20 protein-coding genes are annotated in these 21,620 nt (G+C 41.3%); 6 read left to right on the top strand and 14 right to left on the bottom strand.

Annotation, left to right across the window (positions count from 1 at the left end; translation table 11 throughout):
* Window positions 1–2: 2 nt before the first annotated feature.
* Both D0907_RS07845 and trhO read right to left on the bottom strand, forming a co-directional pair.
* Complete coding sequence (locus tag D0907_RS07845) at window positions 3–1,019, bottom strand: efflux RND transporter periplasmic adaptor subunit (RefSeq protein WP_118844239.1); 1,017 nt, start codon at window positions 1,017–1,019, stop codon at window positions 3–5.
* A gap of 331 nt (window positions 1,020–1,350) precedes the next feature.
* A complete protein-coding gene (gene trhO / locus D0907_RS07840) occupies window positions 1,351–2,358 on the bottom strand; it encodes an oxygen-dependent tRNA uridine(34) hydroxylase TrhO (RefSeq protein WP_118844238.1) in 1,008 nt (335 codons plus the stop codon).
* 197 nt (window positions 2,359–2,555) lie between these two features.
* On the opposite strand from trhO, the gene D0907_RS07835 reads away from it, so the two are divergent.
* Window positions 2,556–3,881, top strand: a complete 1,326-nt coding sequence (locus tag D0907_RS07835) for a DEAD/DEAH box helicase (RefSeq protein ID WP_065979896.1) — start codon at window positions 2,556–2,558, stop codon at window positions 3,879–3,881.
* Window positions 3,882–3,883: 2 nt separating this feature from the next.
* On the top strand, window positions 3,884–4,714 hold the full coding sequence (locus D0907_RS07830) for a CvfB family protein (protein WP_036968547.1): 831 nt from the start codon (window positions 3,884–3,886) through the stop codon (window positions 4,712–4,714).
* 402 nt (window positions 4,715–5,116) lie between these two features.
* Here the strand turns inward: D0907_RS07830 and D0907_RS07825 are convergent, their stop codons facing one another.
* Window positions 5,117–5,701: an NAD(P)H-dependent oxidoreductase gene (locus tag D0907_RS07825; protein ID WP_065979895.1), complete on the bottom strand. Its 585-nt coding sequence runs from the start codon at window positions 5,699–5,701 to the stop codon at window positions 5,117–5,119.
* A gap of 1 nt (window position 5,702) precedes the next feature.
* Window positions 5,703–6,503, bottom strand: coding sequence for a 2,5-didehydrogluconate reductase DkgB (dkgB, locus tag D0907_RS07820; protein WP_118844237.1), 801 nt, complete (start codon window positions 6,501–6,503; stop codon window positions 5,703–5,705).
* Window positions 6,504–6,610: 107 nt separating this feature from the next.
* Here dkgB and D0907_RS07815 point away from each other — a divergent pair, with 107 nt between their 5' ends.
* Window positions 6,611–7,516 carry a LysR family transcriptional regulator gene (locus D0907_RS07815; protein WP_065979893.1) on the top strand — a complete coding sequence of 302 codons (906 nt, stop codon included), beginning with the start codon at window positions 6,611–6,613 and terminating at the stop codon, window positions 7,514–7,516.
* Between the two features lie 193 nt (window positions 7,517–7,709).
* On the opposite strand, the gene D0907_RS07810 is transcribed toward D0907_RS07815, so the two are convergent.
* A complete protein-coding gene (locus D0907_RS07810) occupies window positions 7,710–8,597 on the bottom strand; it encodes a LysR family transcriptional regulator (protein WP_118844236.1) in 888 nt (295 codons plus the stop codon).
* Window positions 8,598–8,722: 125 nt separating this feature from the next.
* Between D0907_RS07810 and D0907_RS07805 the strand changes: the two genes are divergently transcribed.
* The gene (locus D0907_RS07805) at window positions 8,723–9,214 is read left to right on the top strand and encodes a VOC family protein (RefSeq protein ID WP_118844235.1); all 492 of its coding nucleotides are present in this window, start codon (window positions 8,723–8,725) and stop codon (window positions 9,212–9,214) included.
* Between the two features lie 421 nt (window positions 9,215–9,635).
* Here the strand turns inward: D0907_RS07805 and pyrF are convergent, their stop codons facing one another.
* The 9 genes from pyrF to gyrA all read right to left on the bottom strand — a co-directional run bounded on the left by pyrF (window position 9,636) and on the right by gyrA (window position 19,880).
* Window positions 9,636–10,340: an orotidine-5'-phosphate decarboxylase gene (gene pyrF, locus D0907_RS07795; protein ID WP_036968566.1), complete on the bottom strand. Its 705-nt coding sequence runs from the start codon at window positions 10,338–10,340 to the stop codon at window positions 9,636–9,638.
* A gap of 33 nt (window positions 10,341–10,373) precedes the next feature.
* Window positions 10,374–11,510, bottom strand: coding sequence for a lipopolysaccharide assembly protein LapB (gene lapB / locus D0907_RS07790; protein ID WP_065979890.1), 1,137 nt, complete (start codon window positions 11,508–11,510; stop codon window positions 10,374–10,376).
* A 2-nt stretch (window positions 11,511–11,512) separates the two neighbouring features.
* Window positions 11,513–11,794, bottom strand: coding sequence for a lipopolysaccharide assembly protein LapA domain-containing protein (locus D0907_RS07785; RefSeq protein WP_054551349.1), 282 nt, complete (start codon window positions 11,792–11,794; stop codon window positions 11,513–11,515).
* A 20-nt stretch (window positions 11,795–11,814) separates the two neighbouring features.
* Complete coding sequence (gene ihfB / locus D0907_RS07780) at window positions 11,815–12,102, bottom strand: integration host factor subunit beta (protein WP_036968575.1); 288 nt, start codon at window positions 12,100–12,102, stop codon at window positions 11,815–11,817.
* Window positions 12,103–12,164: 62 nt separating this feature from the next.
* Window positions 12,165–13,832, bottom strand: a complete 1,668-nt coding sequence (gene rpsA / locus D0907_RS07775) for a 30S ribosomal protein S1 (RefSeq protein WP_036968578.1) — start codon at window positions 13,830–13,832, stop codon at window positions 12,165–12,167.
* 93 nt (window positions 13,833–13,925) lie between these two features.
* Entirely contained in the window at window positions 13,926–14,639 is a 714-nt protein-coding gene (gene cmk, locus D0907_RS07770) for a (d)CMP kinase (RefSeq protein WP_118844234.1), read from the bottom strand.
* Window positions 14,640–14,743: 104 nt separating this feature from the next.
* A complete protein-coding gene (aroA, locus tag D0907_RS07765) occupies window positions 14,744–16,024 on the bottom strand; it encodes a 3-phosphoshikimate 1-carboxyvinyltransferase (protein WP_118844233.1) in 1,281 nt (426 codons plus the stop codon).
* A 1-nt stretch (window position 16,025) separates the two neighbouring features.
* Window positions 16,026–17,114: a 3-phosphoserine/phosphohydroxythreonine transaminase gene (gene serC, locus D0907_RS07760; protein WP_036968587.1), complete on the bottom strand. Its 1,089-nt coding sequence runs from the start codon at window positions 17,112–17,114 to the stop codon at window positions 16,026–16,028.
* Between the two features lie 69 nt (window positions 17,115–17,183).
* A complete protein-coding gene (gene gyrA, locus D0907_RS07755) occupies window positions 17,184–19,880 on the bottom strand; it encodes a DNA topoisomerase (ATP-hydrolyzing) subunit A (protein ID WP_036968590.1) in 2,697 nt (898 codons plus the stop codon).
* 176 nt (window positions 19,881–20,056) lie between these two features.
* Here gyrA and ubiG point away from each other — a divergent pair, with 176 nt between their 5' ends.
* Both ubiG and D0907_RS07745 read left to right on the top strand, forming a co-directional pair.
* On the top strand, window positions 20,057–20,767 hold the full coding sequence (gene ubiG, locus D0907_RS07750; protein ID WP_075593609.1) for a bifunctional 2-polyprenyl-6-hydroxyphenol methylase/3-demethylubiquinol 3-O-methyltransferase UbiG: 711 nt from the start codon (window positions 20,057–20,059) through the stop codon (window positions 20,765–20,767).
* Window positions 20,767–21,438 carry an HAD family hydrolase gene (locus D0907_RS07745; RefSeq protein WP_118844232.1) on the top strand — a complete coding sequence of 224 codons (672 nt, stop codon included), beginning with the start codon at window positions 20,767–20,769 and terminating at the stop codon, window positions 21,436–21,438. Before ubiG ends, D0907_RS07745 begins: the two co-directional genes overlap by 1 nt.
* The last annotated feature ends 182 nt before the right edge of the window (window positions 21,439–21,620 follow it).

Raw genomic sequence — 21,620 nt, 5'->3', positions numbered from 1 at the left:
CATTACTCCTTGGCAAGCTTAACGTCGTTAGCAAATGTCAGCTCTTGGTTAGGGCGTAATCGTTGTACCCCCTCTGTCACTAACAAGTCGCCTTTATTTAACCCCCCTGATACGAGCAATCGCCCTGCTAAACGCTGCTCAATTTTTACATCAACACGGGTTGCTTTTTTATCGACACTTTTCCATACATACGGACCTGCGGAACCCCACATCATGGCTGCTTCTGGGACTACAGCATATTCATCGCCTCGAATATTAATGTGCACGCGAAAGCTCATGCCTGGCATAAACTGCTTTTCATTGTTATCTAGTTTTGCTTTGGTTCTTATCGTGCGTGTTTGTGCATTGATACGTGAGTCTAACTCAGCCACTGTTGCGGTATACACTTTATCACCTAACCATGGAATAACCTCTACCTCAGACTTCTGCTTAAGCACAGAAATTGCGGCCTCAGGCGCATTAAAATTAATATACAGCTGAGAAATGTCATCGATGGTCGCTATTGCAGTTTGTGCGGTGATCCTGTCCCCAACTTCTACATCGGTAAGGCCCATTACGCCGCTGAAAGGCGCCCGGATCTCACGATCTTCACGTTCAGTTTTAGCGTGCATTAACTTTACTTTTGCTAGTTCATAAAGGGTTTTAGCATCATCTAAATCGCTTTGCGGAACAGCACCTCGGGCATGACTCTCTTCAAGCCTTTTCATGGTGCGCTCGGCATCTTTTAAGGTAATTTCAGCTTCTTTAAGGGCGGCTTGTTGTCTGCGTGAGTCTAGTTCGAGTAATAAATCACCTTTTGACACATTATCGCCCGGTTTAAAATACACCGCGGTCACTCTGTCACCCACTGCGGGGTACAACGTAACTGAATGAATCGCCTCTGCGTTTCCAACGGCTTTAATTTGCTGTTTTGCTTTTTCAGTTGTAACGGGTTCAACAACCACATTGGCCGCCTGTGCAACAGATATGCAGGAAATACAGGCGATTAAGGTCCATGAATATAATTTGCCAATTGTCAAAAGTTCACCTAAATAAGAATCGTTTTAATTGTTACGAAGTGTAACAGCTTTGTGATCAATAAAAACAAGACTTCGTTTAATAAACAAAATGATGAGGCGAAATTAATAATACCTGTGCTTATATTCAAGTGCTCTGCTTCAAGGTAATAAATCCTATCGAAAGCGATGTAAAACAGTGCACCTATTTAGTCGTTAAATGGGGTGTGTTATCACGGTGACATTTAGCCACTTACTGACATTAATTAGCTGTATGAGTGGCAGATAATGTTTAGGTCATAAAAAAGCCCCAGACTATGCTGAGGCTTGTATATTATGCATTAGAAGTGGAAACTTATTGTTGGCGCTGTGCTTCTTTTTGCGCTTTTTTAGCTTCTTTACGTTTACGAAGTACTTCTTGAGCTTCGTTGCCAATGTGGCCTTCGCCACGAGCTTGTGCTAATTCGATTTGCTTTTGACGCTCAGCAAAACGAGCACGCTGCTCTTCTGTTAGGCTGTCGTGACAGTGATGGCACGATACACCTTCCATGTATTCTGGCTTTAACTTTTCGTCTTCTGTGATAGGCATACGGCACGCATGACATTGGTCGTATGAACCTTTTTGTAAGTCGTGATTAACCGCTACACGGTTATCAAATACAAAACATTCACCTTCCCACATGGTTTCTTCTTTTGGTACTTCTTCTAAGTACTTAAGAATACCGCCTTCTAAATGGAAAACTTCGTCGAAACCTTGTTCTTTCATATACGCCGTTGATTTTTCACAACGGATACCACCCGTACAGAACATAGCCACTTTTTTGTGCTTTTCAGGGTCAAGGTTTTCTTTAGCCCACGCAGGGAATTCACGGAACGTTTTAGTTCGTGGATCGACCGCGTTTTGGAAAGTACCAATTTCGATTTCGTAATCGTTACGCGTATCGATTAAGATCACTTCAGGGTCTGAAATTAATGCATTCCAGTCAGCTGGTTTTACGTATGTACCCACTACTTCACGCGGGTCGATACCTTCAACACCCATGGTTACGATTTCTTTTTTCAGTTTAACCTTAGTGCGGTAAAACGGACATTCATCGTCGTATGACTCTTTAGTCACAATGTTGTCTAGGTTTGGTTGTGTATCTAACCATGCAAGTAGATTGTCGATACCTTCTCGCTTTGCAGACACCGTACCGTTAATACCTTCAGCCGCTAATAACAAGGTACCGCGTACTTCATTTTCTTCCATCACATTGAGTAATGGTTGGCGAATTGCTTCAAAATCTGGAAGGGCTACAAATTTGTACAGTGCGCACACAACGAAGTGTTCGCTGGTTACATTGTCTTTATGTACAGCAGTCATAGGTTACCTTTTGCTTTAAATGCCATAATTGGCGTTAACCGAATCGCAAATCCGGCGCATTGAGGGCGCGTATTTTACGCGAATTAACACTAATTGCAAAAACTCTAACGAAATAGCTGTGTTTTTACTGTCTCCAACTATGGCAAGTACGTTATAATAAACACGATTTACTAATTTTGCTCATCGGAGATTAAGCATTGCATTTTACTGAACTTGGGATTGATACACGCCTCGAAAAACAACTTGCGCATCAAGGCATCACCCAGCCCACCGATATTCAAGCTCACGCGGTACCAACAGCTATCGCGGGCCATGACATTTTTGCACAGTCAAAAACAGGGTCGGGCAAAACGCTGGCGTTCTTATTACCCGCTGTACAGCGCGTAATGAAACAAAAAGCACTCAGTAAACGAGATCCTCGCGTTTTAATAGTGGCCCCTACTCGCGAGCTGGCTACTCAAGTGTATAGCCAACTTAGGCTACTAATTGCTGGCACAAATATAAGCGCGGTGAAAATTTTAGGTGGTGAAAACTTTAACGACCAAATTAAGGCGCTTCGTAAAGACCCTCATTTTGTTGTGGGCACACCGGGTCGTCTTGCTGACCATTTAGGGCAACGCTCATTGCAGCTTTCGGGCCTTGAATTACTCATTTTCGATGAAGCAGACCGTATTTTAGATTTAGGCTTTACCGAGCAAGTTAAAATGATCAACGAACTTGCCGATCATCGTTTACGTCAAACTTTATTGTTTTCGGCGACGCTAGATCATGCACAGGTAGATGCTCTATCACGTAACTTATTACGTTCACCAAAACAAATTTTATTAAGTGCCTCTAACGAGCAGCACAGCGACATAACGCAAAAGCTTTATTTAGCGGATCACCTTGATCACAAAGAAGCCCTACTTGAGCACTTTGTAAAACAAGACGATGTTGGTCAGTGCATTATCTTTACTGCAACCCGCGCCGACACCCAACGTTTAAGCCAATGGCTAAATGATAAAGGCTTTAAAGCGCAAGCGCTTGCTGGCGATTTAACGCAAACAAAACGTTTGGAGATCATGGACGCTTTCAGTCGTGAGAATTTTAAAATATTAATTACCACCGACGTCGCATCACGTGGTCTTGATTTATTAAGTGTTACTCACGTCATTAACTTTGATTTACCTAAACATGCCGAAGAATACGTTCACCGTATTGGCCGTACAGGACGCGCCGGTTTTAAAGGCACTGCAATATCGCTTGTCGGTCCAAAAGACTGGCCTAGCTATAAAGCAATTAAAGCATTCTTAAATGATGAACTTAGCTTTTTCACCGTCGAGGGCTTAGTAGGTAAATTTAAAGGCCTACGCGAGAAAAAAGCGGATACTGTTTGGAAAAAAGCAGAAGAAAAAATATCTGCAAAACCAGTGAAACCTAAACGTAAAGCCGCTCCTAAAAAACCAAAAGCGCCAGTTAAACCCCCTATTGATGTGGATGGTTTTTCACCTATGCGTCGTAAGAAAAAACCAGAACAGGAATAATAATGAGCATTCTTGGAACTACCCAAACATTATTCGTTAACGAAATATCAAACGAAGGCGCCTATTTAGATGGCCGCGATTTAGGTGAAGTGTTTTTACCTAGCAAAGAAATTGAATACGAAATTGAAGCTGGCGACAGTGTTCAAGTATTCATTTACCTTGATCATGCTGGCCACCCGACTGGTACCACTAAAAAGCCACTTGCTCAAGTTGGCGAATACGCCCTATTGCGCGTCAAAGCAATTAACAACACCGGTGCATTTATGGACTGGGGTTTAGAGAAAGATGTGCTTGCACCATACAACGAACAAAAGCCAAAAATGAAAGAAGGCTTTTCGTATTTAGTACGCTTATACCTAGATAACGCCAGTCAGCGTATTTGTGCATCAAGTAACTTTAATAAGTTTTTATCAAAAGATGAGCCTAACTATGCACCAATGGAAGAAGTTGAGTTAATTGTTGCGGGCAAAACAGACCTAGGTTACAAAGTACTGGTTAACGAAGCACACATTGGTGTGGTGTATTACAACACAGTATTCAAAAAGTTATTCGTTGGCCAACGCTTAACTGGTTACATTCAAAAAGTACGTGAAGATGGAAAGATTGACGTACTACTCGAAAAACCAGGCATGGGTAAAGTAAACGACCTTAGCGAAAAAATTCTAGATAAATTAAAAGCCGAAGGCGGTATTTTACACCTAGGTGACAAATCTGACCCAGAAGCAATTAGAAAAACCTTTTCGACCAGTAAAGCAAACTACAAAAAAGCCATCGGCGGTTTGTTTAAACAAGGTTTGATTGATATTGAAGCCACGTCAATTAGGTTGAAATAAGCTACGAGCTACGAGCTACGAGCTACGAGCTACGAGCTACGAGCTACGAGCTACGAGCTACGAGCTACGAGCTACGAGCTACGAGCTACGAGCTAACAAGATTATTGATATATATGAAAAAGAGTAAAGTGAAAGCTTTACTCTTTTTTTATTGGTTTTGATAGCTGTAACAAATAGGCGCGGTAAATTTTCTAACACTATAATGCCCCTTTATGTGTTTCGACTGCGCTTTACCTCAGAGTATGGTTTGAAGTTTGACCTACTTTTACTATCACCAATACATCGAGTAATGTGTACAAATTATCTCATGCCTAACCCCCATCCTCTCTGTATATAAGAGGATGGATAGATTGTAATCCTGTACAATCAGGTGCAGCCAAGAGGTGACTGTATTGTTCTAGATTAACTTGAAAACACTTCTTTCAAGTGTGCTTTATACCTATCAAAGTCGTTTTCTACCTGAGGGTTTTTAATGACATCATTACACATAAAGGTGCCCAAAGGAGACATGCCCAAAAACTGATGAGCTTTATGAAATGGCAAGTACACACCGTCAACACCTACCCCTTCAAAAAACTGAGAAGGATCAGTAAACGAATCTTGTGGGGCATTCCATGTAACCGAAAGCATATACTTTTTGCCTTGAAGCAACCCACCAGAACCATATTTTTTGTCGCTATCACTTCTTGTTCTCCCATCGCTTTGATACAAACGACCATGACCAAGGGTAAACACGTCATCAATATACTTTTTCACAATCCAAGGGGCTCCCATCCACCATGCAGGATTTTGGTGGATTACGACATCTGCCCATAACCATTTTTCAATTTCAGTTTCTATATCGTAGCCACTATCGACTTCAGTAACTTTGACATCATGGTTTAACTCGATTAAACATCCATGTGCTAGTTCTACCAACCTACGATTAAGTGTTCCTTCAGAGTGAGCAAACTTTTTACCGCCGTTGATAATTAATACATTACTCATTTTAATCATCCCATTCTGGAGCAAGACCATCAGGGCTCACTTGACGCCCATTGCGTTCAAGACCATCGATCAAATCAATGTCTTCAATCGTCAATCCGAGTTGCTTTGCTTGCAGGTTGCTGATGAGATTTTCGCGTTTGGTTGACGATGGGATCACGGCAAATTCCTTGGCTAATGCCCACGCCAACACTACTTGCGCTGGTGTTGCTTTGTACTTACCTGCAATATCAATAATCAAAGATTCCTTTAAAACTTCACCATAGGCTAATGTCATGTAAGAGGTTACTTGTATACCGTTTTCTCGCATATATGAGACTAATTTCTGGTTTTGCAAGTATGGACTTAGCTCAATTTGGTTTGTAGCAATATTTTCTTTGCCTACTGCATCGAAGGCTTTGTGTAACAACTCAATATTGAAATTTGACACCCCAATTTCTTTAGTTAGCCCAAGGGATTTTGCCTCTAGCAGAGCCTGCATATACTCTTCGATATTTTCACTCTCACCAGGCCAGTGAATTAGTGTTAGATCCACATAGTCCATTTTCAGTTTCTCTAGACTTTCCTTGAGGCTTGGGATGAGTTCAGCCTTAGACATATTGTCTACCCAGATTTTGGTTGTGATGTACAACTCTTCTCTAGGTATGCCAGAATCCACTAATGCTTCTCCAATGCTCGCTTCATTACCATAGATTTGAGCAGTATCAATCGCGCGATAGCCAACTTCTAATGCGTTTAATACTGAACTTTTTACCACCTCGCCCTCTAAGCGAAAAGTGCCTACACCAAATGAAGGTACTGTCATAACGTCTCCAAAGTTTTTATGTTGTTGCTGTGAGTACTAACTTTACTTGGCAGGACTAATTCATTAAAGTTAATATTAATCAATTTTTAATTTACAAAAGGTAACGAATGAAATCGACTTTGGATGAGATGAAGGCACTAGTCGCTGTTGTAGATACAGGAACGGTACGAGGGGCGTCAGAAATTCTTTCTATTACACCAGCTGCAGTGAGCAGAACTATCTCAAGACTGGAAACAAAACTAGAAACTACGTTATTGAGTCGTACTACTCGTAGGTTAAGTGTTACGTCAGAAGGAAGAATTTACCTAAAAAGAGTTCGAAAAATACTCGAAGAAGTTGATTTCGCAGAGGATCAATTAAGAGTCCAAAAAGATAAGCCTTCAGGTCTTTTACGAATTAATGCAGCAACGCCCTTCGCAATTCACGGACTTGCACCTTGTATTACCCATTACCAAACGCTGTACCCTGACGTTGAAATCGAACTGAATACAAGTGAAGAGAATATTGATTTAGTCGGAAAACAAACGGATATTGCTATCCGTATTGGTCAACTTAAAGATTCAACATTGAGAGCTGTATTTATTGGTAGCAGCAGAATACGCATTGTTGCTAGCCCTGAGTATCTAGAGAAATTTGGTGCGCCAAGTTGTATTGATGAACTATCCAGCCATAGGCTATTGGGATTTAGTAAGCCTGAGATTTTGAAAAATTGGCCACTCATGAATGAAAACGATAAGGTTTTTAAAGCAACGAGTAACTTGCAAGCAGATAATGGTGAGGTAATTCGACATTTAGCGTTAAGTGGAGCAGGCATCGCATGCTTATCTGATTTTATGACATATAGAGATAGGAAAAATGGCAGTTTGGTAGAGCTGTTCAAGGATTCTTCTCTCAGAATAGAGCAACCTATTCATGCCATTTACTATAAAAACTCAGCAACATCTCTGCGAATTTCATCATTTATCGAGTTTATCAAAAGTAACCTTAAAATTGATAATAATGAGTTCATGTAGCTCTTCCTTATCACCAGAGCTACACATTAGATTGAGTGATTTTCCATACTTTTAGTAATCCGTACGTTACTAATTTAGTGATGTCACTGACACGAAAATGTCCATCTTCGTTTCAACTATTCTGGCTGAAACGTTTTTGTCCAAAAACCACTGAGTAAATGCTCTATAGGTTGGCTTTGAGTGAATAGCGAACCTAAGCCCATGTCTGCCGAATAATTGAATTAAAAGTATCATAACGAGCAGGTAATACTCTGTTTTTTTTACAGACCAAATATAAACTTTCTATTACTGGTTGTTTAGGTTTGAAAACCTTTAAACGTTTAGGGAGATAAAAACTGTCAACGGCACTTTTGGGTAATACGGTAAAGCCAATGCCTTGAGCGATTGGTTCTAAGATTTGGCTAATTTGGTTAATTGAACCGACAACAGGAATTTTGCTAACATCTAGTTGTGTTAATTCTTGTTCTAATGATTGCTTAAAATACAAAGACAAATAATGTTCGGCATCTGGATGATTGATTAGCCCTAACTCTGAAAATAATCGCTCCCAGCTATTATTAACATTAGCTTTTTGGGGCAAAATCAAACACAGCTCTTCTTTGCCAAGCTCTTCAAAATCAAAGAAACTTTCATTGGGTATATTGGTCACAATTCCTTGGTCAATATGTCCGTTTTTGATATCAGCCAAAATTTGATGATTAGGGGCTGCTTTAATATTAATGTGAATGTTGGGATGTTGATTTTGAAGTGGTAATAACCTTGGGTAAAGTAGTAACGCCACTGAACCAGAGCAAGCTAAGGTGCATTCTCCTGATAAAGGGTCATCAAAGCTTAGTTGCTCAAAGAGAAACTTTTCATTCCTTATTAACGCTTTCGCATGGTTGTAAACCAACCGACCTTGCTCAGTAATTGAAAATGACTTCTTCTCTCTTTTAATTAACTTACATCCACACGCCTCTTCGAGTTTGTTGATGTGCTGGCTAACTCCCGGTTGAGTCATATAAAGTTTTTCGGCGGTTTGTGTAAAGTGCCCAACATCAACAAGCGTTATAAACGTTTCTAACCAAACAGGATTTAGCATACTACCCTTTCATAACTTTAAATTATCATTTTCATAATAATCGATAATTTCATTTTATCAATAAGCGTTCATATAATTTACTCATTAATTAGATTTTATATTTCAGCAATATCTAGGAGAAAATTATGAAAATGAATCATGTTGGTATTATGGTTGGCGATATGGACAAAGCGGTTGAGTTCTACACTAAAGCGCTAGGCCTTAGAATTGTAATGAATAACATCAGAGTTATAGAAGAGCGAAAATCAGCAATCGGTCGCATGTGTATTGCGGTATTCGGTGAAGGCTTCAAAAGTTTTAATATTGCTCACTTAGTAACTACTGATGGTATCGGTGTTGAGCTGTTTGAAATGGTTGACCGCGAAGAGCGCCACAACGTTGATTTCTCGCGCCTTGGTATCTTCCATTTCTGTTTACAGTTACCAAAGGAGCAGTTTGAAACAGCAATTAAACGTGTTGAAGAGTATGGTGGCAGAGTTCGCATGGATATCCACCGTTATCATCCTGAAGATGAACTAAAGCAAGCGCAAATGGTTTACCTAGAAGACCCATTTGGCAACCTATTTGAGTTTTACTCTCACTCTTACGAAGATACTTATGCTTCAGACTACGAATAACATAAAGGAGTAGAAAATTTTCTACTCTTTGTTTGTTGTTTCTGCAGAGGTGTTTGTTCATTTTTGTTGTTCATGTGTTGTTTAAAGTAGACGTACACTACTTGTTAATTCTGCATGGTCACAACGTGTATACAGCACGCAATAGTAATTAAAGGCTTATATCATCGGAGACTTTGGAGTTTAAGAGCAAGACTGAATAATTTTGAAATGAAGTGAGTCAATAGATGAGTAAAATCACTATTCATGAATTAGGCTAATTATTAAGCAACTTTTGTTTCATAAAATCAATAAATGCACGGTTTTTATTAGTCATGTATTTACTTTGCACAAACTGTAAGCAAATATCCCCCTGATAATTAAGCCCTTAAACAAAAAGAGCAAAGTAAAAACTTTGCTCTTTATTCAGATTAAATAACGCAGGTTATTTTAGCGAGTCATTAATTTCTTTTAGTGTTGCCACTGGGTCTGCAGATTGGGTGATTGGGCGGCCAACGACTAAATAATCGCTGCCATCTTCAACAGCTTGCTTTGGTGTCATAATGCGTTTTTGGTCACCAGCATCGCTACCTGCAGGGCGAATACCTGGGGTAACCAGTTTAAAGTCTGCGCCTAGCTCTGCTTTTAACTTTTTCGCTTCTTGCGCTGAGCACACTACTCCATCAAGGCCTGATTCTTTAGCTAGTTTTGCTAGGTAGATAACCTGCTCTTCAGGTGTTTTATCTACACCTAAGCGAGTAAGTTCGGCGGCATCCATGCTGGTTAATACTGTTACTGCAATCAATAATGGTGCGTCATCACCAAACTGCTCTAATGCTTGCTTTGCTTTGGTCATCATTTCAACGCCGCCAGAAGCATGCACGTTAACCATCCATACACCCATTTTTGCAGCTGCTGTAACAGCTTTTGCAACGGTGTTTGGAATATCATGAAATTTCAGGTCTAAGAAAACATCAAACCCAAGATCTATTAGTTCTTTTACAAAGCTAGGGCCAAAATACGTGAACATTTCTTTGCCTACTTTAAGGCGACACGTTTCAGGCGATAATTGCTTTACAAACGTAAGCGCTGTTTGTTGATCGTCATAATCAAGGGCAATTAATACTTTTTTTGAATCTTCGACAGACATAACTTTCCTAAAAAACTAATGGACTAATATGAATTAAAAACCGTCTATGCCACGGCTTGGAACAATTGTTTCCCAGTGTTTACAAGATGGACACACCCAATAGATGGTATGACTGGTAAAGCCACAATGCTGGCACTGAAAATCAGGTTTGGTTGCGATATAAGAGGTAACCAATTTATCAATTTGATCTAATACATCTTTAATATCGTTATTTTGTTTCGCGAGCAGTTGTAATAAAAAGCTGAAACCACGGATCGTGGGATGGCGCTTTAAACTGTCAGTTAAAAATTTAATGGCTTGCTCAATATGCCCTTGTTCAAGGAGTGCTTGGCAATGCTTTATTTTTATTAATACTCCCCCTTTTTCGAGCAGTTCATTCAGTAAATCATGAAATTGATGCGTTAAGTTAAGTTTGTCATAACTCATCGCCAGCTCTTCAATAAACACAGGGGCAAAAAAGGTAAACTGGCTAATTAGCTCTCGCCAGTAGTAAATTGCTTTCACATAATCTTCTTTGGTAAAAGCGCTGTGGCCGAGCTCATACAAAGGGCGAATAGCTTTGTGGTTTAAGCTAATCGCCTTGCGCATAATTTGTGTATCGTTGTCTTGTAAAGCGGCTTCACAATAAAAATTAGCAATGGCTTTAACATGCTGCGGTTTTGTAAATAGCTCACTGTGCGCCTCGTACATGTTAATGCCTTTATCCCACTCTCGCGTTTGCGAATATAGGTTAATAATAGGCTCTAAGGCTTCTTTGTATCCGGCTTTCACAAGCCAGACTAAATGCTCTTCCGCACCATCTAACAGCCCTGCCATAATATAATCTTCGGCAAGCTCTAAACGGCTGGAGGCTGCTTGTTGTTCATCTAAACTGGGGTGTTTTAATAACAGCTCATGAATTTTAATTGCACGGTCTAACTCGCCACGACGGCGAAACATGGTCGCCAATGTTGAATAGTGTTCAACGGAGTCTGCTGCAACTTCAAGAAGATTAATTAAGTGTTCTAAGCCTTGGTCTTCTTCTCTGTCTAAGAGAAACTTTAGGCCTTTAGAATATTCAGAGGTGATTTGGCGATTAAGCTGATGAGCTTGGTTTTTAGCACTGTTTTTACCCATTATCCAGCCGTAACCGGCTGCAACGGGTAAAAGTAAAAACAGAAGCTCAATCATGATTAGGTGTCTTTATTAGCAACAAGCTTTTTATTGTTTTTTTCAGGCGCTAACTTTTTCTTTAAGCGATAATTTTGCCACTTTAACTGCGAAAACAGTGTAAAGCTTATAAAACAACCAATGGCGACACCTAAAATAAAGCAGATACTTATTACAACAGCTAAGGGCAACGTATTACTGGCAATTAAATAATTGATTTGCACAAGTTGTGGATTTTGTGAACCAAGTACAAATGCAATAAATAAGCACAGCGCTATTAATACAATTTTTAATACCCTAAACAAGTAACTACTCCTGTATAAAACTAGGCAATACTCGCATTTACGCGGTCACGTAATTCTTTACCTGGTTTAAAATGTGGTACGTGCTTACCGTCTAGCTCAACTGTTTCGCCAGTCTTTGGATTACGACCTGTGCGCGGAGAACGATAATGCAATGAGAAACTTCCAAAGCCACGGATCTCGATACGATCTGAGCTAGATAATGAACCGGCCATTTGTTCAAGAATTTCTTTAACGGCATTTTCAACATCTTTCACTGGAATGTGTGCGTGTTGTTCAGCTAGTTGTTCTATCAATTCTGACTTAGTCATAACGTTTCCTTAAAAAGAGATAAAGGAAGGGCAAAACTGCCCTTCCAATTAAAGACTATAGATTAGTCTTTTTGAGCATTTTTGAATGCTGCAGCCATTGCGTTTTCAAACGCTGGCTCTTCTTTCTTAAGCTTCTCTAGTACTTCTTTCTCTTCTGCTTCGAAAAGAGCTTTAACAGATAAGCTTAAAGTGCGGTTCTTACGATCAACACCAACGTATTTCGCTTCGATTTCGTCGCCTGCAGAAACTACAGTAGTAGCATCTTCAACGCGCTCTTGAGCGATATCAGCTACACGGATGTAACCTTCAACGCCTTCGATTAGCTCAACAGTTGCGCCTTTCGCATCAACTTCAGTCACTTTACCTTTAACAATAGCACCTTTTTTGTTTGCGTCCAGGTAGTTATTGAAAGGGTCAGCTTCGATTTGCTTAACGCCTAGAGAGATACGCTCACGCTCTGGGTCAACTTGCAATACGATAGCAGTGATTTCGTCGCCTTTCTTGAATTCACGTACAGCTTCTTCGCCTGGCGTGTTCCAAGAAATGTCTGAAAGGTGAACAAGACCGTCAATACCGCCTTCAAGACCGATGAAGATACCGAAGTCAGTGATTGATTTGATCTTACCAGTAACTTGGTCGCCTTTGTTTTGTAGACGAGCAAATTCTTGCCATGGGTTAGCAATACATTGCTTAAGACCAAGAGAAATACGACGACGCTCTTCGTCGATTTCAAGAACCATAACTTCAACAGTGTCACCTAGTGAAACAACTTTTGAAGGGTGGATGTTCTTGTTAGTCCAATCCATTTCAGAAACGTGTACTAGACCTTCAACGCCTTCTTCGATTTCAACGAAACAGCCGTAATCTGTAAGGTTAGTAACACGACCAGAAAGCTTAGAACCTTCTGGGTAACGACCAGCGATAGCTGCCCATGGATCTTCGCCAAGTTGTTTAAGACCTAGAGATACACGAGTTTTATCTTTGTCGAATTTAAGAACTTTAACTGCGATTTCGTCGCCAACATTAACGATTTCTGAAGGGTGCTTAACACGCTTCCACGCCATGTCTGTGATGTGTAGTAGACCGTCAACACCACCAAGGTCAACGAACGCACCGTAGTCAGTAAGGTTCTTAACGATACCTTTAACTTCTTGACCTTCAACAAGGTTAGCAAGAAGTTCTTCACGCTCTTGTGAGTTTTCTGATTCGATAACTGCACGGCGAGAAACAACAACGTTGTTACGTTTTTGGTCAAGCTTGATTACTTTGAACTCAAGCTCTTTACCTTCAAGGTGAGTTGTGTCACGTACTGGACGAACATCAACAAGTGAACCAGGTAGGAAAGCACGGATTGAATCAACTTCAACAGTGAAACCGCCTTTAACTTTACCGTTGATAACACCAGTAACAGTTTCTTGCTCTTCACATGCTTTTTCTAAGCGGATCCACGCTTCGTGACGCTTCGCTTTCTCACGAGAAAGGATAGTTTCACCGAAACCGTCTTCGATTGCATCTAACGCAACATCTACTTCGTCGCCAACAGCAACTTCTAGTTCACCAGCAGCATTTTTGAATTGCTCAGCAGGGATTGCACTCTCAGATTTAAGACCAGCATCAACAAGTACGATGTTGTTCTCGATTGAGATAACTGTACCTTTAACGATAGAGCCTTGCTCTGCTTCAAAACCCTTTAGGCTTTCTTCAAATAACTGCGCAAAATTTTCTGACATTATACGTCTCTAAATAATTAAATAACCAATTAGCAACCATGCTGCATGGGGTTGTTAAAATAGCGCTGGCATCCTGCCGGCACATTAAAAAATTTACTTTTTAGCTTTAGGGAGCTTACCCGCAAGTACGGCTTCGTCGACTAAAGTAATAACTTTATCAAACACTTGCATTGCATTGAACTCGCTAGTATCGATTTCAATGGCATCTTTTGCAGGCACAAGCGGCGCAACTTCACGTGTCATATCACGGTGATCGCGTGCTTTTATGTCCTCAAGTAGACCACTTAGTGTAACATCTAGTCCACGATCGTTCAACTCAGCAAAGCGACGACGCGCACGCTCCTCAGCAGTCGCTGTTAAATATATTTTTAATGGCGCGTCTGGAAACACAACCGTGCCCATATCGCGACCATCTGCAATTAATCCGCTTTCAGAACGAAACGCGCGTTGACGACGCAATAATGCTTCTCTTACGCGTGGTAAAGCAGCGACTTTTGAGGCTGCAGCACCGACTTCTTCGTTGCGAATTGTTGTTGTGACGTCTTCGCCTTCTAGTACAATTTTAGACGTGTGTGTTTGGCTATCTACCAAAAACTGTACATCTAAGTTTGCAGCCAGCGGCACTAATGCATCTTCATTGTCTAATTCAATTTGATGATGAAGTGCAGCAAGTGACAGCACACGATAAATCGCCCCGCTGTCTAATACATCCCAACCTAATTTCTCGGCTAACAAGCGACAAACAGTTCCTTTACCTGAACCACTTGGGCCATCAATGGTGATTACGGGCATTAATAACGCCTGCATTTATAACCTCCTGCAATGCACACCAAAATAAAACCGCAACATTATACGTCAGTTCTCGTAATAGATCCGCACTTTGAATGTAACTTTTTATATTTTCTTCTGTTTTATTGACTTGAGACAGACTCTAGTACCTTGAAAAACGTTGGAAAAGTTTTATATGTACACTTAGGATCATTAATGGTTATTGGCTTACCGCCAACGGCCACCATCGCAAAGCACATGGCAATACGGTGATCATTGTATGTATCTATCGCTACATCATTAAATGTTTTTGGCGGTGTAATTTCGATGAAATCTTCACCTTCGACTACCTCAGCGCCCACTTTACGAAGTTCTGTCGCCATGGCGTACAAGCGGTCTGTTTCTTTTACACGCCAGTTATAGATATTGCGGATTGCAGTTGTACCTTTTGCGAATAACGCAACAGTGGCCAGTGTCATGGCCGCATCAGGAATAGCGTTTGCGTCGATATCAACCGCGTTAAGTTCACCTTTACGCACAACCAGCTTTTCATCGTACCAATCAATCTTAGCGCCCACTTGTTCCATCACTTTAGCAAAGCCAATGTCACCTTGAACAGACGCAGCACCAACACCGTTAATTTCTATTTCACCACCCGCTATTGCGGCAGCTGCAACAAAGTATGATGCGCTCGATGCATCACCTTCGACCATAATGCGCTCTAGTGCTTGGTATTGTTGGCACCCTTTTACATAAAATACTTCGTAGTTGTCGTGTTTAACTAACACACCAAAACGCTGCATAACATCTAAGGTAATATCAATATAAGGTTTTGATACTAACGTACCTTTAATACGGATTTCTGTATCACCATTAAATAATGGCGCTGCCATTAATAAGGCCGTTAAAAACTGACTAGATATACTGCCGTCAATTTCAACTTGGCCGCCATTAATTTTACCGCCTTTAATGGCCAGTGGTGGATAATCTTTATGTTTTAAATATTCAACATCACCACCCAGCGCATGCAGAGCATCCACTAAATGCCCAATAGGACGCTCTTCCATACGTGGCTCACCGACAAGCTCATACTCGCCCTCTACAGCGGCAAGAACCGCTGTTAAAGGCCGATAAGCTGTGCCAGCATTGCCGAGAAATAACGGCTCGCTAGGTGTTAAGAATTTACCTGCTACACCTTCAACGGTCGCAACGGTTTTATCGTCATTTAAGGTAACATTCACACCCAATAGCTTAAGTGCGCCTAACATATGACGAATATCATCACTGTCTAGCAAATTATCAACGACCGTGGTGCCCTGTGCAAGCGCCGCCAAAAGTAAAATACGATTTGATAAGCTCTTTGAGCCCGGCAGCGTGACACTGCCATTTACCTTTGAGATAGGTTCAAGACGAAGCTGTTCCATATTAGCTATTCTCCTTGGCGAATTTATCCATAAAATCAACCAAGGCTTGTACACCAGCAAGTGGCATTGCGTTATAAATACTTGCGCGCATACCACCTACAATGCGGTGGCCTTCAAGCGCCAGTAAACCCGCTTCTTTCGATTCTTTAATAAACTGGTCATTAAGCGATTCATCGTTTAACCAAAATGGTACGTTCATACGCGATCGGCAATGCTTAGCAACTTTATTATTATAAAAATCTGAATTGTCGATAAAGTTATACAGCAATTCTGCTTTGGCAATATTTTGCTCTTCCATGGCTTTTACGCCACCGTTTGCTTCTAACCATTCAAACACTTCTGCTGCTAAGTACCATGCAAATGTCGGTGGCGTGTTGTACATGCTGCCTTGCTTTGCTTCTAATGCGTAATCAAGAATACCTGGTTTTTCGAGACCTTCGCGCTCAAGCAACGTTTTACGAATAATAACAATTGCTAAACCCGATGGGCCGATGTTCTTTTGTGCGCCTGCATAAATGACATCGAACTGGTTTACGTCAATTTCGCGTGACAAAATTGTTGATGACATATCGGCGACTATTGGCGCAGATGGGTGTGAAGGCACGTCAAAAATCTCAATACCATCAACCGTTTCATTTGGGCAATAGTGAATGTATGACGCATCAGCTGGTAATTCCCAGCTTGTCGCTGGTTTAATTGAAAACTGGCCATTTTGCTGCTCGTCATTACGAACATTAATACTTGTCACTGCGGTGAACTTTTCGGCTTCTTGTGTCGCGCCTTTTGACCACACACCGTTTTCACAATACACCGCGGGCTTATCTGCTAAATGCAAATTTAGTGGTACAGCACTAAATTGGCCTCGGCCACCGCCATGCATAAATAAAACTTCAAATTCGTCACTGATATTCATTAGACGACGTAAGCTTGCTTCACATTTTGCTGTAAGCTCTAAAAAGTCGCTACTACGATGGCTGATTTCCATCACAGATACGCCTAAACCTTGCCAATCTATAAATTCTTTTTGTGCTTTTTGCATTACTGCCGGCGGTAACATTGCCGGTCCTGCACAAAAATTATATTTAGTCATTACTTTGCCTCATTCCAGTAATTATAGTGCGGATAAAAAAAGCGGCCGAAGCCGCTTTTTAAATCAATTTTACTCTGAAGGTGGGTTATCAACCGTTTCTTCAGTATGTGTATCGACTACTTCAACGCCCTCGCCTTCGATGGCTTCAAGCTCATCAACTTCGATTTCTTCGATACGTTGTAAACCAACTACTTGCTCTTCGTCAATAGTTCGTATCAAAATAACGCCCTGCGTATTACGACCAACCGTAGAAACCTCATTAACACGAGTACGTACAAGCGTACCACGATTAGAGATAATCATGATTTCGTCGTTTTCATCAACTTGTACTGCACCAACCACTGCGCCATTACGCTCGCTTACTTTGATTGATACAACACCTTGTGTTGCACGGCTCTTCGATGGGTAATCGGCAAGTGCTGTACGCTTACCATAACCATTTTCAGTCACGGTGAGGATTGCACCGTCTGTCTTAGGCACAATTAACGACACAACGCGTTGGTCGTCTGCCATCTTAATACCACGCACACCGGTTGCAGTACGACCCATTGGGCGTACACCTTTGAAGCGGATTTCAGGGTTACCCTCTTCATCAAGTACCGGATTGCCATTTTCATCAACGACGGTCGACTCTTCCGCTTCTTTAAAGCGTACTACCTTGCCTGCGTCTGTGAATAGCATGATTTCGTTTGTACCATCAGTGATATCAACACCAATTAGGCTATCGCCTTCATTTAGGTTGACCGCAATGATACCGCTTGCACGTTGACGGCTATAAGCCGTTAATGGTGTTTTCTTAACTGTACCAAATGCTGTAGCCATGAAGATGTATTTATCTTCTTCGTACTCACGTACAGGTAGAATTGCAGTGATACGTTCGTCAGCTTCAAGTGGCAGTAAGTTCACAATTGGCTTACCACGCGCTGCACGGCTGGCAAGTGGTAATTGGTATACTTTCAGCCAGTATAAACGACCAGCAGTCGAGAAACACAGAATCGTATCGTGTGTATTTGCAACAAGGAGACGTTCAATGAAATCTTCATCTTTCATCTTCGTTGCTGATTTACCTTTACCACCACGACGTTGTGCTTCGTAGTCTGATAATGGCTGATACTTCACATACCCTTCATGAGAAAGCGTTACGACAACGTCTTCTTCATTAATTAAGTCTTCAAGGCTGATATCGTGAGCTGCTGCACTGATTTCTGTACGACGCTCGTCACCATATTGTTCTTTAATTTCAACTAGTTCGTCGCGGATTACTTCCATAAGGCGATCTGGGGTTGAAAGGATATAAAGTAGTTCAGCAATAAGATCGAGTAGTGTTTGGTACTCGTCTAAGATCTTCTCATGCTCAAGACCCGTTAGTTTGTGTAAACGTAGGTCAAGGATCGCCTGTGCTTGTTGCTCAGATAAATAGTACTCACCATCACGAATACCTAGCTCTGGTGCTAGCCAATCAGGACGCGCTACATTTTCTTCACCGGCTTTTTCAAGCATGGCTTTAACAGTGCCTAGTTCCCAAGACCTTGCTGTTAAAGCTGCTTTTGCTTCAGCAGGCGTAGGTGATTTACGAATTAACTCAATGATTGGGTCGATATTCGCAAGGGCAATCGCTAAGCCTTCAAGCGTATGGGCACGGTCACGGGCTTTGCGTAAATCAAATACCGTACGACGGGTGACTACTTCGCGGCGGTGAATGATAAATGCTTCAAGCATTTCTTTTAAGTTGAAACACTTAGGCTGGTTGTTATCAAGTGCAACCATATTCATACCAAACACGGTTTGTAACTGTGTTTGTGCATAAAGGTTATTCAGAATAACTTCACCTACATCACCACGTTTAATCTCGATAACGATACGCATACCGTCTTTATCTGATTCATCACGGAGTGCGCTAATGCCTTCAATTTTTTTGTCTTTAACAAGTTCAGCGATTTTTTCAATCAAGCGTGCTTTGTTAACTTGGTACGGAATTTCGTGGACGATGATCGTTTCACGACCCGTTTTTTCGTCTACTTCAATTTCTGCGCGTGCGCGGATGTACACTTTACCACGACCCGTTAGGTAAGCTTGCTCTATGCCTTTCTTACCATTAATGATCGCGGCTGTAGGGAAATCTGGACCTGGGATATATTCAATCAGATCAGCAATTGTCATATCTGGGTTTTGGATCAGTGCCAAACACCCATTAATAACTTCAGTTAAGTTATGTGGCGGAATGTTCGTCGCCATACCAACCGCAATACCCGATGAACCATTCACTAATAAGTTAGGTACTTTCGTCGGTAATACGTCAGGAATTTGCTCCGTACCATCATAGTTAGGTACGTAATCAACCGTTTCTTTTTCGAGGTCGGCTAATAGCTCATGTGACATTTTTGCCATACGGACTTCCGTATAACGCATTGCTGCCGCAGAGTCACCGTCAACTGAACCAAAGTTACCTTGGCCATCAACAAGCATATAGCGTAATGAGAAAGGCTGCGCCATACGTACGATGGTGTCATATACCGCGCTGTCGCCATGTGGGTGGTACTTACCGATTACATCACCAACAACACGTGCTGATTTTTTGTAAGGCTTATTCCAATCATTATTGAGTTCGTTCATTGCGAATAAAACACGACGGTGAACAGGTTTTAGACCATCACGTACGTCTGGCAATGCACGTCCTACAATTACGCTCATTGCGTAATCAAGGTAGGAGTTTTTTAATTCATCTTCAATATTGACTGGCAGAATTTCATTGGCGAGATCAGTCATTTGATTTCACATTCCTTCAGTATTGACTCATAAAGAGGCAAAGCGCCGCCTTTAGAGCTTTAGTTATTATTTCATGACCATGCTACCACAATTAATTTAGATTTACAGGCGCTAAATCTTTGCGATTTATTAATTTACCCCTATATAATGGCCTCAGATTGACGAGGAAGTTTTTTATGACCGAACATCAAAATGTAGATAATGCAGAAATTGCAAAGTTTGAAGCCATCGCTGAACGTTGGTGGGACCGCGACGGAGAGTTCAAACCTCTTCATGAAATAAATCCTCTTCGCTTGGATTTTGTTGCCGACAAAGTTGGCGGCTTATTTGATAAAGAAACCTTAGATGTTGGCTGTGGTGGCGGCATTTTAAGTGAAAGCATGGCACGCATGGGAGCTAAAGTAACAGGCATCGATATGGGTCAAGAGCCATTAACCGTTGCTAAGTTACACAGTTTAGAAACCGGTGTCCCTGTTGATTATATGAAAGTACCGGCTGAAGAGTTTGCGAAAGAGCACCCTGCTCGCTTTGATGTAATCACCTGTATGGAAATGTTAGAGCACGTGCCAGACCCTGCTTCTATCATTCGTGCGGTCGCTGAGCTTGCAAAACCTGGCGCCGATGTGTTCTTTTCGACATTAAATAAAACACCTAAAGCGTATTTATACGCCATTGTGGGTGCTGAAAAGTTATTAAAAATGGTGCCCGAAGGCACGCACGACCATAAAAAGTTTATAAAACCCGCCCAATTAATTGCATGGGCAGAAGATGCAGGCTTAAAAGTAAGAGCAAGCACAGGCCTCAGCTATAATCCGTTTTCTAAGCAATACAGTTTAAATGATGATGTGAGTGTTAATTACATTCTTCATTTTGAGAAACTTGCCTAATGGCTGGTTGTAATCCTGATATCGCTTTTGATGCCTTTATTTTTGATTTAGATGGCACATTACTCGATACTGCGGATGACCTTGGCGGCGCATTAAATCGCGTATTAGCAGATGCGAATATCGCGCCTGTTGATAAAAGCATTTATCGCCCAGCAGCGTCAAATGGGGCCAATGCATTATTAGAGGTCGGCTTTGGTGATAAATGGCCCGACGTTGAACAATTAGCATTAAGGCAGCAACTGCTCGACTATTATGCAGAAGACATTGCGATTCATAGCAAGTGCTTTAATGGCATAGAGCAACTTCTCGCCTCACTTGAGCAAAACAGCATTAAATGGGGGATCATGACCAATAAGCCCGGCTTTTTAACCGAGCCATTGGTGCAAGCTATCCCAAGCCTTGCTAATGCCATGGCTGTCGTGAGTGGTGATACCTTAGCAGTTGCTAAACCATCGCCAGAGCCACTTATTCATACTGCAAACATGCTCGATGTTGATCCAACGCGTTGCTTATACATAGGTGATGCCGAACGCGACATACAAGCAGCAAAAGCTGCCAATATGTACAGTGCAACTGCACTTTGGGGTTATATACCAAGTGTGGATTCCGCACTGAGCTGGGGCGCAGATTTTAACTGGCAAACTCCAACTGATGGATTTATCCATATATAGTGTTAGTTTTAAGTTAAAACACCATATATTGTGATTGGGTTGAGTTTTAAGCAAACTTTGTTGATAAAAAAAACAGTCAGAAATTATTTTTAAAAACGATAATTTTTGTAGATCTTGAGTTGATTTTTACAAATTTCATCATCAATGAATGATCAAAGGTTAATGCTTACTAACACAATTCG

The organism is Pseudoalteromonas lipolytica (assembly GCF_003515105.1).
Lineage (GTDB): Bacteria > Pseudomonadota > Gammaproteobacteria > Enterobacterales > Alteromonadaceae > Pseudoalteromonas > Pseudoalteromonas lipolytica.
The sequence above is the reverse complement of the archived record's forward strand: the minus strand, read 5'-3'. Positions and strand labels throughout refer to the sequence as shown.